Below are 15,197 nucleotides of genomic sequence, written 5' to 3'. Positions count from 1 at the left end.
ATTAATACCCGGCGTCCTTAATGGCATTTTTGGTCGCATGCAAGGCCATATCAATATGGCGCAAGGCATCGTGCTGCATGCCGCGTATGCGCGGATCATCCTCCTTTTGTGCCACATCCTGACGGGCTTTGTTCAACGCAGCGAGCGCGTCATGGAGGCGGCCGTTATGATCTCTATGGATGTCAGGCCGTTGCGGCCGCTGAAAATCCTTACCGACATTCAGACCGGATTGCATGACCAACTCCTTGGCGGCATTGATTTCAGTAAGTGCCAACTGTTCGTTTTGGTTCATCTCCCAGTTATCGCTAGCGCGATGTGCGATCAGCCAGTTGGCGGTATCCAGGTCTTCCAGTGCATGGACATAGTACGGGTGCCGGCCAGGCTCATCGGCATGGGCCAGCGGCGCCATGACGGCAGACATCGCCAGCATGGATAGAACGAGTTTGTGACTGAGCTTCATGTGCGTTCACGGATAAGTTGACGTAACACGGCGCGTCGGGTTGACGCGCCGCCGGACACTAATTAATAGCGGTAAGAATGGTAAGGGCGCTCGTAATAGCCGCCATGCGCCGGGACGATGATGCAGCCAGACAACATTGCGCTGAGGATTGCGCCTAATACCACCAGTTGAATTATCTTTTTCATGGTTCTTCCTTCTGAGTTGGCTTTGCAGGTGGCTAGGATGCCACTCTGAATGCTGCCCAGGTGCAACCAACTGGTGTTAGTTGTAAGCGCATGTTAGAAGGCCCGCACGATGCGTCGGCGCGTGCCTTGATGCGGATACGTAATGGCTAACCCATGCGAAAAAAAGCGTGCGCGCGCGAGTGTCCAGCCAGCGCTCGTCTTGGCGTTGTGCTGTTGATAATTTATGGATGGGGCGGGTCAAAACCAGCGAACGCCATGTCATGTAACGCGCGCTGGTACGTGAATCCAGGTTCTGAAACCCGGCCTGGACTCACTCGCCGACGACAGCCGGCTCAGGATTTCCGTGTAAGGTTATCACCGGCACCCGGCGCACCAGCCACAGCGCGATAACGGTGACGACGACCGCCAGGCCCACGCCCATGTGGATGGCGCCGATCAGGGCGTCGCGTGCCGCTTCCAGCAACAACTGGCCGTTATGACCTGCATCTGCCAATTGCTTTAGCACTGTCGTCTGTGTGTCATGACTGATCAGAATCTGCGGATCGGCAAAGCGCGAAAGCCAGTGCTGGGCCTTATCATTGTCGAGTGCCTGCCGGACGCTGCTCGCATACATGTGATTGATTAGTGTGCCGGTGATGGCGGTTCCCAGCATGCTGCCGATCATGCGCAGCGATTGCATCAGGGCGGTAGCAATGCCAAGATGCTCACGCCCCGCTTCCTGCTGAATAAAAACAGTCAGGTTTGGCAGGATAAAGCCGAGTCCGAGTCCGCCTGTCAGCATGAAGCCGGCGATCGTGCCATGTGCGGTCCAGCGGTTGGATATCATCACGCCCATGCACGACAGTGCAAGCAGGCTGAAGCCGATATACAGCATGACGGTCGGATTTTTAATCCGGGTGATGATACGACCGTTGGCAATACTGCCAATCATGATGCAGGCCACCAGCGGCGTAATCAGCAGGCCGGCTTCCTGCGGCGACAAACCGAAGCCGCCCTGATACAGCAGCGGCGCATAAAACATCAATGAAAACATCGCAAAACCGCTGAGTACCGACAGCAGGAATAACGCCGACAACTTGGGATGGAACAACAAGTCAAACGGCAATATCGGCTGCTGGGCATGATGCTCCCATTTCCACAGGGCATAGAACGAGGCAATGCTGGCCGTCAATAACGCCAGCATGCCCAGCGACAGTCCATGCTTTGGCAGCATTTCAACGAACAGTTGCAAACAACCTAGTGAAGTTGTGATTAAAAAAGCACCAGGCCAGTCGAGTCGGATTTTGGCGCCGGGATCGGTGTGACGCAGGTGCGGCAGATATTTCCAGACGAAAAATAGCGACAGCACGCCGACCGGCAGATTCACAAAAAACACCCAGCGCCAACCCCAGTACTGCGTCAGGAACCCGCCTAATGAAGGGCCGACGGCCGTCGCAATGCCGAACGCGGTGCTCATCAGGACTTGCCAGCGCAGCCGTACGTGGGCGCCGGGAAATAAATCGGGAATACAGGCAAAAGCAGTGCCCACCAGCATGCCGCCGCCTATCCCCTGGGCGCCACGGCCGATCACCAGCCACAGCATGCTATCAGCCATGCCGCACAGGACCGAGGCGGCGGTAAACAGGACAATCGAGACGATCACAAACGGCTTGCGGCCGTAATAATCACCCAGCCGGCCAAAGATAGGCACCGTAATAACAGAGGTGAGTAAATACGAGGTGGCGACCCAGGCGTACAGATCGAAGCCCTTGAGCTCGGAGACGATGGTTGGCAAAGCGGTGCCGACTACCGTGGAGTCCAGCGCTACCAGCATGACGACAAACGCAATGCCCAGCATGGCCATCAGCGATTCGCGAAAAGGAAGTACTTGGTCGCTCGAATGAGCGGCTGCGGAATGAAGAGCCATTTGTATGTTGTTGATGCGGCCAGCAAAGAACATTTGCAGCAGAAGCCATGTCCGGATCGTCTGCGGGCAGTGGGTGCAACACTGCTCTTAGCGAGAGGCCACAGCGAGATTTATTTGCAAATTGAGCATGATACGCCGGTTCTCGCGACTTCGCCGGCGAGCTCCTGATGTTGCTAAAGTGTTCGATGGAAGAGCGATAGCAGTGCAAGGATGCGGCAATATGCACTCAATAGCAGTCACAAGACGATGCGCTCACCACAATAATTTATAATGCGGCCTTTGCGCCCGATTCAATGAACCCGCTCCCATCCAATATTTCTGCTCAGACGCGACGGCATTTGCGGCGGGTCTGGCGTAAATTCGGCATTTTGTGGCTGGGCGCGGTATTGGTTGGCCTGATTGCGGTGTTGTATGCGCGCCTGATTGATGCCGGATTCGGGATTTTCCGCGCGATTCAGCAAACCCATTTCTGGCTGCCTCTCATCATCACGCCGGCAGCCGGGGCACTTTGTGTGTGGCTGACGCGGCGCTTTTTTCCCGGCGCGGAAGGTAGTGGCATTCCGCAAGTCATCGCCACGCTGGAACAACACACGACCGTGCGCGGTCGGTCATTGTTGTCGCTGAAAATCCTGTTCGGCAAGATCGGCATTTCTTTTATGGCGATCCTCGGCGGTTTCACGATAGGGCGCGAAGGCCCCACGGTACAGGTGGGGGCAGCCTTGATGTTCAATTTGCGCCGCCTGTATCCGCGTGCCAGTGCCGCGCTGGAACGGCGGCTGATTCTGGCGGGCGCGGCGGCCGGCCTGTCGGCGGCATTCAATACGCCGCTGGCCGGGATCGTGTTTGCGATTGAAGAACTGACCCGCAGTTTTGAACATCGCGCCAGCGGCGTGGTCATTACCGTGATTATTTTTGCGGGTGTCGTCGCGCTCGGCTTGAATGGTAACTATACCTACTTTGGCACCATCCAGATTGTCGGCGGGCTGAGCGACATGCTGGCATTGGCGGTAGTTGTAACCGGTGTCGTGTGCGGTATTGCCGGCGGGATTTTTTGCTGGTTGCTGCTCAATACCCAGCGCTGGATACCCGTCAAGGTGCAGGCTCTGCGGTGTGACCGTCCGGTGCTGTTTGGCGCCTTGTGCGGATTACTGGTGGCGCTGATTGGTGTGGCGGCGGCTGGCGCCACCTTCGGTAGCGGTTATGCCGAGGCCCAGAGTTTGCTGGCGGACGGGCATCTGCCGCTGCCGTATCCGTTGCTGAAAATGGCGTCGCTGGTCGGTTCCTATCTGCCGGGTATTCCGGGTGGTATTTTTGCGCCGTCGCTGTCTATAGGCGCTGGTTTTGGTAACCTGTTGCATCTGCTGTTCGACCACACTTCGTTGCAGATGTTGATTGCGTTGGCGATGGTCGGGTATCTGGCGGCGGTGACGCAATCGCCGATTACCGCTTTCGTGATTGTGATGGAAATGATTAACGGCCACGCGCTGGTGATTTCGTTGATGGCAACCGCTTTGATTGCCAGTCGGGTTTCACGGTTTTTTGCGCCGCCACTATATGACGCACTGTCGGAACGTTATCGACTGGCTTGTGCGCCACAATTACCGGATTTAAGAAAGTCAGAAAATGCTTAAAAATGATATGGCGGAGTATTACGCCAAACGTGCTGCCACTTACGAAGAAATTTACACCCGGCCTGAGCGCCTGGATGAAGTGCTGACGCTGCAGGTACGCGTGCAGGAGTTGCTGGAAGGCCACGATGTGCTGGAACTTGGTTGTGGTACGGGCTTCTGGACCGAACAGCTTGCCGCTACGGCGAAATCGGTCATGGCGACCGATATCAATCCGGAAGTGATGAAGCTGGCACAAGCGAAAGGTTTTCCTGCCGACAAGGTGCAATTTGCGATTGCCGATGCCTTTGATCTGCAACTCGACCGACCGTTCACAGCGGTTTTCATGGGTTTTGTGTGGTCGCACATCGGGCGCCAGGATCAAAGCAGATTTTTGGCGCATTTGCGTGAGAAATGTGGACCGAATACCTTGATGGTGATGCTTGACAACAGCTATGTCGAAGGTAGTAGCACCACGATCGCGCGCACCGACCTGTTGGGGAATACGTACCAGCATCGTCGTCTGCCGGAGGATCCTGATGGCGACCGTTATGAAATCTTGAAGAATTTTCCTACCGACAGCAATTTGCGCAAGAAGCTGGCGCCGGATACGCGGGATTTGCGGATTTTGCGGCTTGAGCATTATTGGTTGTTGAATTGTCGGTTGAAGTAAGTTGCGGTTGAGTTAGTCGTTTTCGGTCGTCGCGTATCTAACACGGTCGCTACTCCGTGGAAGCAAGCCGGGGGCGGCCCGGCAGCCGCTCCCTTTCTTTGCTTCGCCAAAGAAAGGAAGCAAAGAAAGGCGACCGCAAAGCCGTTGCCCTCCCTTCGGTCAGGTTCCCAAATGTGTCGTCTGCCAGTCGGGTGGGGAAACAAACTCGCTGCGCTCAGACAAGTTTCCCCACAATTCCCGACTGACAGCCGCCCCATTTGGCAACGTCTCAATGCGGAATTCAAAAGCAACGGCAACGGCAACGGCAACGGCAACGGCAACGGCAACGGCAACGGCAACGGCAACGGCAACAGCAACAGCAACAGCAACAGCAACGCTATCGGCTGATTTGCTGTTCCTGGTTTTCAGGCACGGCAAGCGGTGCCGGGACGACCGGTGCCGGGAAATTCGCCCATTCGTTGGCGAATTTCACAGTCGTTGCCGCGTCAATTTTTCCCTTGATACGCAGATTGAAGGCACGCACCACCTCTGCCTGGGTTTGTGGTTTGGTGCGGAATGCGCCGGTCAGGATGGCGCCGTGCAGATCAAAGCCGTTCAATCCATAAATGTCGATCGGTTGCAGTAATATCTGGCGCAGGCGCTGGTCTTTCATCATCTCTTTTCCCGTTTCGCGCATCAGGCGCAACGCATCGTCGACATTTGATTCCAGCGTGACATGCAGCTTCAGCGCCGCATACACGTATTCTCGGGAGTCATTCCTGATGGCGATGATTTGCGAAAAGGGGACGCTGTGGACTGAGCCGTTGCCGTCGCGTAACCGTACCGTGCGGATCGACATTTGTTCTACCGTGCCGATGTGGCCGTTGCCGACGTCGACCCAGTCACCGACCGACATTGAGTCTTCGATCAGGATGAAAATCCCGGTGATCACGTCCTTGACCAGCGATTGCGAGCCAAACCCGATGGCCAGGCCGACCACGCCGGCAGATGCCAGCAGCGGTGTGACGTTAATTCCCATATTGGCCAGGGTGGTGATGACTGTGACGGTCAGAATGATCAGCATGGAGGCGTTGCGCAACAGCGGCAGGATGGTGCGCATGCGGGTACTCGGGCTGCGCCCGTAACGGCCGCTGCGGCTAGGCGTAATCGCTTCATGAATTGCGGTGTCCAGCAATATCCATGCTAGCCAGGCCAGCGCCAGCGTCAGGCCGATCTTGCCGATGGCGGCGAGGATCAAACGCCCGATCAGGGTGGCGTTGGCAAAATCGAGTAGCGAGTGCTCCCATATCCGCGTCAGCAATTCAAAAAATCCGACCCACATCATGACTTGCAGCAAACTGAAAATGGCGGCTTTCAAGCGCCGGATATAGGGCGATTGGCGGCGCGGCGAAGCGCGCTGTCTACTGTTGCCGATACGGCGTAACAGCGAGCCGATAAAAAACATGCCGACCAGCAACGCGGCGCTACCCAGCGCATGATCAAGCGCTGCGCCGCTGCCGGATGTGCCAACCAGCGTGACGAGACTGACGCCGCCTGCCAGCAGCAATGTCGGGAAATGCCAGAGCGAGGCCACAATTTCCAGCGTCTCCATGCGGGCGCGGTGGCCACGGCGGATTTCAAGCGAGCGGTTGCGTATCAAATGGGCGACCGGTCGTCGAAAGCACAACGCGAAGACGCCACACAAGATGGCGGCAGTCAGGTTGGCCGACGTCGCCACCACATCCGACAATGCGCCGCCGATGATCGGATACAGCTTCGGATTGTTGATCGCATCCCCCAGCCAGCCGGCGAAGCCAATCACATACAACAGCTTCCATGCGCGCCGATGCAAAATATGTATCGCGATGCTGCGATGGCCGCTGCGCGAGAGCGAAAAAATGATGGCGCAAACAGCCCTGAATACGCTCGCACCTATCATGGTGTACAGCAACAGCGTAGCGAGGGCGCGGCCCAACGACGGCGGCAGACTTAACGCGACAGCGATTTCGACGAGCAGCGCCAGTACCCACGGAACGATATGGCGCAAGATATAGATCGATAATTCTTTCAGGCTCGGATCGGTGGACAGTGCTTCCTGCACGCTGAAATGCTGACGCACCCGTTTTCCCACGTATTGCAACGTGAAGGCGACGATGGCGAACAGCGCCAGCATTGCGACGAAATGCATCAGTACCGAAAGTGCGGGTTCGCTGCTGTGACGTGAGAATAGCGTCGTGAATTCTTGCCAGGCGAGCGCGAATTGCTGCGACCAGTATTTCTGCGGTGCCGCGACTTCGCCGTAATGCGACTGAATTGCGTCGATGCTGCCGGAAATTAATCCGATCAAGCCCTTTTGCGATGGCGTTGACGGCGGTGCTTTGCTCTGTTGCTCAGCCTTCTGTAGCGCCGTTACCAACGCGTTGGCGGCAGGATTCAATTGCAAAGTCTTGCCCAGCGCACCGAACGCCGAAGGGCTGCTTGCTGGGTTCGATGCCGGGCTGCTATCGGCGGCAGACCATGCCGGCGCGGCGCCAAGCAACAAGCAGATGATGAGCAGCGGCTGTGCAAAAAAATGAGCAAGCGCTCCAAATCGGGTAGGGCTCATGGTGGCATCGCAAAAGTCATCAAAGAAGTGATCTTACCGCAGCCGTTGCAGTGCATCGGACGTGATGGGCCGACAGGCTCCTCTAACCGGCAGCGGGTGCACTAGCAATCTGACCGTCCCGTGCATACATTTATGCTGAATAATCGCTATGCAAACAGGCAATCGATTACATCATTTTTTTGCCGCCGACCTGTATCCCTTGAGGACTGAATATGGACTCCAGCATCAATTGCTTGCCATCTTCCTTCAAATAACCCTGTTCGACATAGTTGCTGATCTGGCTGTCTATCATTTGCCGTTTCAGGGTGGTCATTTGATCTTGTTCCAGATCGTGGCTTTCAGTTGTTGCGGCGACTGCCGGCGCTGTGCCGCCGAAAGCATCGAGCACCAGCGCCCGCGGCAGGTTGACTGACAGTTTGCCGGACAGCCTGGTTTTCAGCAAAGTCATCCCGAAGTCCTTGCGGAATGTCTCCGGCATCAGGTCGCGGCCATCAAAATTAATTTCCATCGCGCCGCCGATCTGGCCGCTACGCGTCATCAAACGCAATTGGTCGACTTTGAAGCCCGGTGACCCGGATAATAATAATGTTGCGCCGTCGTATAGGGCTTTTTGCGTCACTGCGCGCAGTGCGGGGTTTTCGCCGCTGTTGTCGTCCCCGGTATCCGGGCTTACATCGTCGGTCGCCGATCGCTTCACCATGGCCTTGGCAGCATTCGCATAATATTCGCGGCCCAGCGCATTCAGCTTCAGCAGTGCGGCCTTGTTCAGATTGTTATAGGAAAAATCAAGGTGGAAGTCGTTGAAGTCGGCTGCATCGGCCAGATTCGTCGTACCGAAAACGCCTTGTTCGCTTTTGGTTTGATAAATCAGGTCGACTTTTTCGCCGTGATCTTTCATATCGACGTTCATCAGCGTATTCGTCAAACGCAGTGATTTTCCGTTGGCGCCGGTGGCCTCCAGTCCCTCCAGTTTGATGCGTGCCTGCTGCACCCAGGTGGTATCGGCAGCGCCGGTCTGGCTGCTGCCGTCAATGCTGAGCTTGGTCAGTTTGATGGTTTCGTTTTGGATGCCGATTTCGAGCGCAGGCAGTTGGAATTCGACTTGTTGCAGACCACCCAATTTTCCTGTGGAGCGCAGTTCAAGATTTTTCCCGCTCATGCGAAAACCGCCATCGCTGTGCCAGTTGAGGTCGGGCACCAGCACTGTGGTCGCCATGCCGCCGAAGAATAAGCGGCGCGAATGCGCATCGATGACGAAAGGCAGCGGTTTGACGACGCCATCCTGATCCACCGTGCCGATGGTATGCGTCACCTTGGCCCAACGATAGAACGGAACCGCGAACTGATTAATGTCGTGCCGGACGACCACACCGGCAGCCGAGCCGTTCACCGTGTAGCGGCTGGTCACCGTCGAAGAGAACCAGCCGCGCCGGAATTGCTCGACCTTGACGGTCAACGGGTATTTACTCGCCAACTGTTGCAGTTCTAGCGTGGTCTGGTCCATCTCGGCTGCGGCGTGCATGCCGACCAGACCCGGTACCACCAGCACCCAAGCCGCGACCAGTGTGCCGCAGGCGGCGAGGGCTATGTTACGTCGTTTCATTTGGCGTGTTTGCCGCAGTGAATGCGGCGCAAGTTTGTTGTTGAAGATTGAACCGTACAAGATGACACATGCAAGCGGCTCAAATTTCCAGGTTGTCGATCAGGCGTGTGTTACCCAGTTTGGCTGCGGTCAGAACCACACATTCTTCTCCTTGCGCCAGTTCGGTGGCCGATGGCGTTTGCAGGTTGCTGCGCTTGCGCACGGAGATGTAATCGGGTTGCCAGCCGCGCCCACGGAGTTGCGCCATGGCTTGCTGTTCGAGTGCGTCAATCTGCAGTTGGCCATTACGGACCTCTGTCGCCACCTGGGTCAGCGTCTTGAACAGGTTCGGCGCTTCGGCGCGCTCCTCCGCTGACAAGTACATGTTGCGGGAAGATAGCGCCAGGCCATCCTCGGCGCGAAACGTTTCGGCGGCGATGATGTCGGTTGGCAGGGCAAACTGTTTTGCCATGTTTCGAACGATCATCAGCTGTTGATAATCCTTCTTGCCGAACACCGCCACGCGTGGTTGCACGCAGGAAAACAACTTCATCACCACGGTGGTGACGCCCGCAAAAAATCCAGGACGGAATTCACCTTCCAGGGTGTTGCCGAGATCGTCAGGCGGGCGGATGCGGAATTCCTGCGGCTCCGGGTACAGATCTTTTTCAGTCGGCGCAAACAGCACGTACACGCCTTCTTTTTCCAGCTTCTCAACGTCGGCGGCAAAGGTACGCGGATATTTTTCGAAGTCCTCATTCGGTCCGAATTGCAGACGGTTGACGAAAATCGAGGCGACCACGGGATCGCCATGTCGTTTGGCCAGGCGCATCAGGGACAGATGGCCTGCATGCAAATTGCCCATGGTCGGCACAAATGCCGTACGTAGTTGACCGCGCAACTGGTCGCGTAATTCTTCGATGGAGGAAATGATTTTCATGGCGGGATCGGAAGTGGAAAAGTGAGGTGACAGCAGCGTCGGGACGCCTAAGAGTTAAGGATAGGTCGGCTTTTCAAGACGGCGAATAAGCCAGCCGCACATAGATCGGCGCAAAGGGCTCGGCCTGAGTGATTTCGATCAGGGTTTCCTTGGCCAGCTCCAGTAGTGCGATGAAATTGACCACCAGCACCGGTACTCCGCGCGCAGGATCAAACAGCTCGGCGAACTCGACAAATCTGGCCGACTGCAAGCGCCGCAAAATACCGGTCATGTGTTCGCGCACCGATAATTCTTCGCGGCTGATGATGTGGTGTTGCGTCAGCTTGGCGCGTTTGATGACATCAGCCCAGGCCGATTGCAGGTCGCCGATAGCGACTTCGGGCCAGCGCGTGACGATGCTTTGTTCAATGTAAATCTGGGTGCGGACAAAATCGCGTCCGAGTTGCGGCAGCTCATTGATTTCGCGCGCCGCCAGTTTCATTTGCTCGTATTCCAGCAAGCGGCGCACCAGCTCCGCACGCGGGTCTTCCGCTTCTTCGCTGTCGGTTTTTCTGGACGGCAGCAACATCCGCGACTTGATTTCGATCAGCATCGCCGCCATCAGCAAATATTCGGCCGCCAGCTCCAGATTGGTGATGCGGATCTGGTCGACGTATTCCAGATATTGCAGTGTCACCTGCGCCATCGGGATATCCAGGATGTTGAAGTTTTGCTTGCGGATCAAATACAGCAACAGGTCGAGCGGACCCTCAAAGGCTTCGAGAAATACTTCCAGCGCATCCGGCGGAATATACAAATCGGTCGGCATGCGAAACAGCGGCTCGCCGTACAGACGTGCAAAAGCGACACCGTCGACTACGTTAGGTGTCGAATCCGGCTGTCCCTCAACGGTAATTTCGGCAACGTCCGACAAATTCTGCGTCATGGTCTGATGTCACTTGATGTCAGGTCGGGGCGGCGCAACTCCTTCGGTTTCAGTGCTCGTTTTGATACACGTAAGGCTGTTGCGCGACATTTGACTTTTTCGTGCGTTGCTGGCTATCGAGATCAATTGGCGCCTTGTCCCACAGCAGCGCCCGACCGGCCAGCTGTTGTTGTTCCAGCTGCGGGTTTTTTTCTTTCAGTGCGCTGATGAATTTGGTGATCTCGGATTCATATGCGGAAAACTGCTTGGAAAATTTCATGATTTATTTGTCTATTTGGTAACGCTGCAGGGTCAGGCGCTATTTTATGTCATTTCCAATAGTGCCGAACTGTTTGTTGGGTAGTCGCTACCGCCGATTGTTGTTACTTTATTCATCAGCGGTAGCGTTGCTGCGAATTGACGCCCAGGTCAATGAATCCGCATGCCAGGTTCTGCGCCGGGCCACGGATTGAGAATGTAGATGCCGGGATTGGCTTTTTCATCGGCAGCCGAAGCAGCTAACACCATACCTTCCGAGATCCCGAATTTCATCTTGCGTGGCGCCAGATTGGCGACCATCACGGTCATCTTGCCGACCAGTTCTTCCGGTTGATATGCAGCCTTGATGCCGGAAAAGACATTCCGCAAGCGACCTTCGCCGACGTCCAGTGTCAGGCGCAGCAGTTTGTCGGAACCGTCGACGTGTTCGCAATTGACGATTCTGGCGATGCGCAAATCGATTTTGGTGAAGTCGTCGATCTTGATTTCCGGCGCCAGTTCCTCGATTGCCGCATGGTCCGCAGCTTCGGTGCCGGCGGCGGGCGCATCGGCTGTCGCCTCCGGTGCTTCAAACAATGCGTCCAGCATCTTGGGCTCAACCCGTGTCATCAAATGCGTATAGGCATTGATCCGATGGCCGTCAGCCAGCGGCTGGCTGATATCGGCCCACTGCAGCGGTGCGATTTGCAGGAAAGCTTCGACTTGCTGCGCCAGCAGCGGCAGGACCGGCTTCAAATAGATGGTCAACATCCGGAATGCCTCCAGCAAGCGGCTGCACACTTCGTGCAATGCTGCGGACTTGGCTGGATCCTTGGCTAGCTCCCATGGCTTGTTGGCATCGACGTAGGCGTTGATCACATCGGCCTGATCCATGATGGCGCGCAATGCCTTGCCGTATTCGCGCCCGTCGTACAGGCTTTTGATGTCGGTGGAAACCGCGCGTAGATGCGCCAGGAACGGATCGTCGGCTGTGGCCCAGGCGGTGCTGACCTTGCCATCGAACTTCTTGGCGATGAAACCTGCCGCACGACTGGCGATGTTGATGTATTTGCCGATCAAATCGGAATTCACGCGGGCGACAAAATCGTCCGGATTGAAATCGACGTCTTCTACCTTGGCGCTCAATTTTGCGGCGATGTAATAGCGCAGCCATTCCGGATTCATGCCGATGTCGAGATAGCGCAATGGCGAAATCCCGGTGCCGCGCGACTTTGACATTTTTTCGCCGCTGACGGTAATGAAACCGTGCACGAAAACGTTATTCGGCACCTTGCGTCCGGCAAACTTCAGCATCGCCGGCCAGAACAAGGTGTGGAAATAGGTGATGTCCTTGCCGATGAAATGATATTGCTCGGTGCTCGGATCGGCCATGAAGGCGTCAAAGTCGCGCCCGGTTTTGTCGAAATAATTTTTCAGCGACGCCAGATAGCCGATCGGCGCGTCCAGCCAGACATAAAAATACTTGCCCGGTGCATCAGGGATTTCAATCCCGAAATAGGGAGCATCGCGGCTGATATCCCAGTCGCCCAGACCGCCGTCGCCTTCCAGCCATTCCTTGGCCTTGTTGGCGACTTCAGGTTGCAGGCGATGGTCTGCCAGCGCCCACTGGCGCAGAAAGTCGACGCAGCGCGGATCGGACAACTTGAAGAAGAAATGTTCCGACGACTTCATGACCGGTGTTGCGCCCGACAAGGTCGAGTACGGATGTTTCAGGTCGGTCGGCGCATAGACGGCACTGCAGTTTTCGCAGGAGTCGCCATATTGATCCTTAGTCCCGCATTTCGGGCACTCGCCCTTGATGTAGCGGTCCGGCAGGAACATGTTTTTGACCGGATCGAAGAATTGTTCGATGGTCTTGGTCGTGATCAGCCCGGCGTCATCGCGCAGATTGCGATAGATTTCCTGCGACAGCGCATGGTTTTCAGGGCCATCGGTCGAGTGCCAGTTGTCGAAGGCAATGTGGAAGCCATCCAGATACTCTTTGCGTCCGGCCGCGATATCGGCGACGAATTGCTGCGGCGTGACCCCGGCTTTTTCGGCCGCGATCATGATCGGTGCGCCATGGGCGTCATCGGCACCGACAAAATGGACCTCATGCCCTAGCATTCGCTGAAACCGTACCCAGATATCGGCCTGGATGTATTCCATGATGTGGCCGATGTGAAATGCGCCGTTGGCGTAGGGCAGGGCGGTAGTGACGAACAGCTTGCGCTTCGTTTCCAGAGGTGAGGTGCTCAAATTGGTGCTCATTTAGCGATGCTGGTTGGAATAAAACAGTGATTTTAGCAGTGCCGAGGCTTATCTCGCACAGAGTTGGACACAGTCGTCACTTTGCTGTTGGCGTTATTGCTATTAAATTAAATCCCGGAAACCCCGGTTTTGCCTTACATTTTGGAGCCCGGCGAGCGCCGGCCAAGCGATTTGGTTTAGACTTGGCGCAAGCCAACAGAGGAGAAGTAATGAGCGTCACGATTGAAGAGGTCAAGGCAGCATTGTCCAGCGTCATTGATCCGAATACCGGTAAAGACCTGGTTTCCAGCAAATGCGTGAAAAATATTCAGTTGGATGGCGCCGATGTCGCGTTTGACATCGAGTTGGGTTATCCGGCGAAAAGCCAGTTCGATTTGATTCGCGCGGCAGCAATTGCGGCGCTGGCGGGTATTGCCGGCAATGCCAGCGTCAATGTCTATTCGAAAATCCAGACCCACGCGGTGCAGCGCGGTATCAAATTGATGTCGAACATCAAGAACATTATCGCGGTCGCTTCCGGCAAGGGTGGTGTCGGTAAATCGACTACGGCAGTCAATCTGGCACTGGCACTGGCCGCGGAAGGTGCGCAAGTCGGTATTCTGGATGCGGATATCTACGGCCCGTCGCAGCCGATGATGATGGGGATCAGCGGTCGCCCCGAAACCAAGGATGGCAAGACCATGGAGCCGCTGGAAAACCACGGCTTGCAAGTGTCGAGTATCGGTTTTATGGTCGATCCGGATGAACCCATGGTGTGGCGCGGCCCGATTGTGACGCAGGCGCTGCAACAGTTGCTGGATCAGACCAACTGGCGCGACCTCGATTACCTGATCGTCGATATGCCGCCGGGCACCGGCGACATTCAATTGACGCTGTCGCAAAAAGTGCCGGTCACCGGCGCGATCATCGTCACGACACCACAAGACATCGCGTTGCTGGATGCGCGCAAGGGCTTGAAAATGTTCGAGAAAGTCGGTATCCCGATTCTCGGCGTGGTGGAAAACATGAGTACGCATATTTGCTCCAGCTGCGGCCACGCCGAGGCGATTTTCGGTGCGGGCGGCGGTGAAAAAATGTGCGGCGAATATGGCGTTGAGTTCCTCGGTGCGTTGCCGCTGACGTTGTCGATACGCGAGCAAACGGATTCCGGTACCCCGACCGTGGTGGCCGAGCCGGATGGCCCGGTAGCGCATATATATAAGGAGATTGCACGCAAGGTGGCGATCAAGGTGGCGGAGAAGGCTAAGGATATGACCAGCAAATTTCCGACCATTGTTATCAAGAACGATTGATTCTTGCCGGATGACGCTGCATTTACTTTAATCAGACCAGAAGGGACTTTGCGATGAAATTACGATTGCTTGCTGTACTTTTCAGTGCTTCGATGTTGACTGCCGGTTTTGTGCCGCAATTGGCGCATGCGGCGTCAGTGAGTTTTGTTGCGCCAGCCGATGGTGCGGTGGTTAGCAGCCCTTTTACCGTGAAGTTTGGCGTGAGCGGGATGGAGATCAAGCCGGCAGGCGACATGACAACAAATACCGGCCATCATCACCTGCTGATCAATCAGGATCCGATCAAGGCCAGCGAGGTGATTCCGGCCGATGCCCAGCATCTGCATTTTGGCAAAGGTCAAACCGAAGCCAGTGTGACGCTGCCGCCCGGTAAATATCGCTTGACGCTGCAGTTCGGTAACGGCCTGCATCAGTCGTATGGCCCTGAGTTAAGCAAGACGATTAACGTTACCGTCCAATAGCCCCCGCGCCGCGTGGTTAGCCAGAGAGCATCCGCAGTGTGCAATCGGCGCTGTAGTTCCCTCTGGCGAGGCAA

14 protein-coding genes are annotated in these 15,197 nt (G+C 56.0%); 5 read left to right on the top strand and 9 right to left on the bottom strand.

The window, feature by feature from the left end:
• Nucleotide 1: 1 nt before the first annotated feature.
• From AC3CHX_RS22535 to AC3CHX_RS22525, 3 genes are all read right to left on the bottom strand, one after another.
• Nucleotides 2-460, bottom strand: a complete 459-nt coding sequence (locus AC3CHX_RS22535) for a hypothetical protein (protein WP_488630213.1) — start codon at nucleotides 458-460, stop codon at nucleotides 2-4.
• A gap of 62 nt (nucleotides 461-522) precedes the next feature.
• Nucleotides 523-645: a hypothetical protein gene (locus AC3CHX_RS22530; protein ID WP_488630212.1), complete on the bottom strand. Its 123-nt coding sequence runs from the start codon at nucleotides 643-645 to the stop codon at nucleotides 523-525.
• A 310-nt stretch (nucleotides 646-955) separates the two neighbouring features.
• Nucleotides 956-2,551, bottom strand: a complete 1,596-nt coding sequence (locus AC3CHX_RS22525; protein ID WP_488630211.1) for an MFS transporter — start codon at nucleotides 2,549-2,551, stop codon at nucleotides 956-958.
• A gap of 293 nt (nucleotides 2,552-2,844) precedes the next feature.
• Here AC3CHX_RS22525 and AC3CHX_RS22520 point away from each other — a divergent pair, with 293 nt between their 5' ends.
• The 3 genes from AC3CHX_RS22520 to AC3CHX_RS22510 all read left to right on the top strand — a co-directional run bounded on the left by AC3CHX_RS22520 (nucleotide 2,845) and on the right by AC3CHX_RS22510 (nucleotide 5,218).
• Complete coding sequence (locus AC3CHX_RS22520; RefSeq protein WP_488630210.1) at nucleotides 2,845-4,182, top strand: chloride channel protein; 1,338 nt, start codon at nucleotides 2,845-2,847, stop codon at nucleotides 4,180-4,182.
• Nucleotides 4,175-4,831, top strand: a complete 657-nt coding sequence (locus tag AC3CHX_RS22515) for a class I SAM-dependent methyltransferase (protein WP_488630209.1) — start codon at nucleotides 4,175-4,177, stop codon at nucleotides 4,829-4,831. The genes AC3CHX_RS22520 and AC3CHX_RS22515 overlap by 8 nt, the downstream gene beginning before the upstream one ends.
• Nucleotides 4,832-5,002: 171 nt before the next feature.
• Nucleotides 5,003-5,218 carry a hypothetical protein gene (locus AC3CHX_RS22510; RefSeq protein ID WP_488630208.1) on the top strand — a complete coding sequence of 72 codons (216 nt, stop codon included), beginning with the start codon at nucleotides 5,003-5,005 and terminating at the stop codon, nucleotides 5,216-5,218.
• On the opposite strand, the gene AC3CHX_RS22505 is transcribed toward AC3CHX_RS22510, so the two are convergent.
• From AC3CHX_RS22505 to metG, 6 genes are all read right to left on the bottom strand, one after another.
• A complete protein-coding gene (locus tag AC3CHX_RS22505) occupies nucleotides 5,208-7,415 on the bottom strand; it encodes a mechanosensitive ion channel family protein (RefSeq protein WP_488630207.1) in 2,208 nt (735 codons plus the stop codon). The genes AC3CHX_RS22510 and AC3CHX_RS22505 overlap by 11 nt on opposite strands.
• Before the next feature lie 166 nt (nucleotides 7,416-7,581).
• Nucleotides 7,582-9,018: a DUF945 family protein gene (locus AC3CHX_RS22500; RefSeq protein ID WP_488630206.1), complete on the bottom strand. Its 1,437-nt coding sequence runs from the start codon at nucleotides 9,016-9,018 to the stop codon at nucleotides 7,582-7,584.
• A gap of 79 nt (nucleotides 9,019-9,097) precedes the next feature.
• A complete protein-coding gene (panC, locus tag AC3CHX_RS22495) occupies nucleotides 9,098-9,937 on the bottom strand; it encodes a pantoate--beta-alanine ligase (protein ID WP_488630205.1) in 840 nt (279 codons plus the stop codon).
• 73 nt (nucleotides 9,938-10,010) lie between these two features.
• Entirely contained in the window at nucleotides 10,011-10,862 is an 852-nt protein-coding gene (locus tag AC3CHX_RS22490) for a segregation and condensation protein A (protein WP_488630204.1), read from the bottom strand.
• Between the two features lie 49 nt (nucleotides 10,863-10,911).
• The gene (locus AC3CHX_RS22485; RefSeq protein ID WP_488630203.1) at nucleotides 10,912-11,121 is read right to left on the bottom strand and encodes a DUF3460 family protein; all 210 of its coding nucleotides are present in this window, start codon (nucleotides 11,119-11,121) and stop codon (nucleotides 10,912-10,914) included.
• A 149-nt stretch (nucleotides 11,122-11,270) separates the two neighbouring features.
• Entirely contained in the window at nucleotides 11,271-13,370 is a 2,100-nt protein-coding gene (gene metG, locus AC3CHX_RS22480) for a methionine--tRNA ligase (RefSeq protein ID WP_488630202.1), read from the bottom strand.
• Between the two features lie 209 nt (nucleotides 13,371-13,579).
• Between metG and apbC the strand changes: the two genes are divergently transcribed.
• Together apbC and AC3CHX_RS22470 are read left to right on the top strand one after the other, a co-directional pair.
• Nucleotides 13,580-14,662, top strand: a complete 1,083-nt coding sequence (gene apbC / locus AC3CHX_RS22475) for an iron-sulfur cluster carrier protein ApbC (protein ID WP_488630201.1) — start codon at nucleotides 13,580-13,582, stop codon at nucleotides 14,660-14,662.
• A 53-nt stretch (nucleotides 14,663-14,715) separates the two neighbouring features.
• Nucleotides 14,716-15,123 carry a DUF4399 domain-containing protein gene (locus AC3CHX_RS22470; RefSeq protein ID WP_488630200.1) on the top strand — a complete coding sequence of 136 codons (408 nt, stop codon included), beginning with the start codon at nucleotides 14,716-14,718 and terminating at the stop codon, nucleotides 15,121-15,123.
• The last annotated feature ends 74 nt before the right edge of the window (nucleotides 15,124-15,197 follow it).

The organism is Glaciimonas sp. OK215 (genome assembly GCF_057787885.1).
This window is presented reverse-complemented; position numbering and strand designations above follow the sequence as displayed.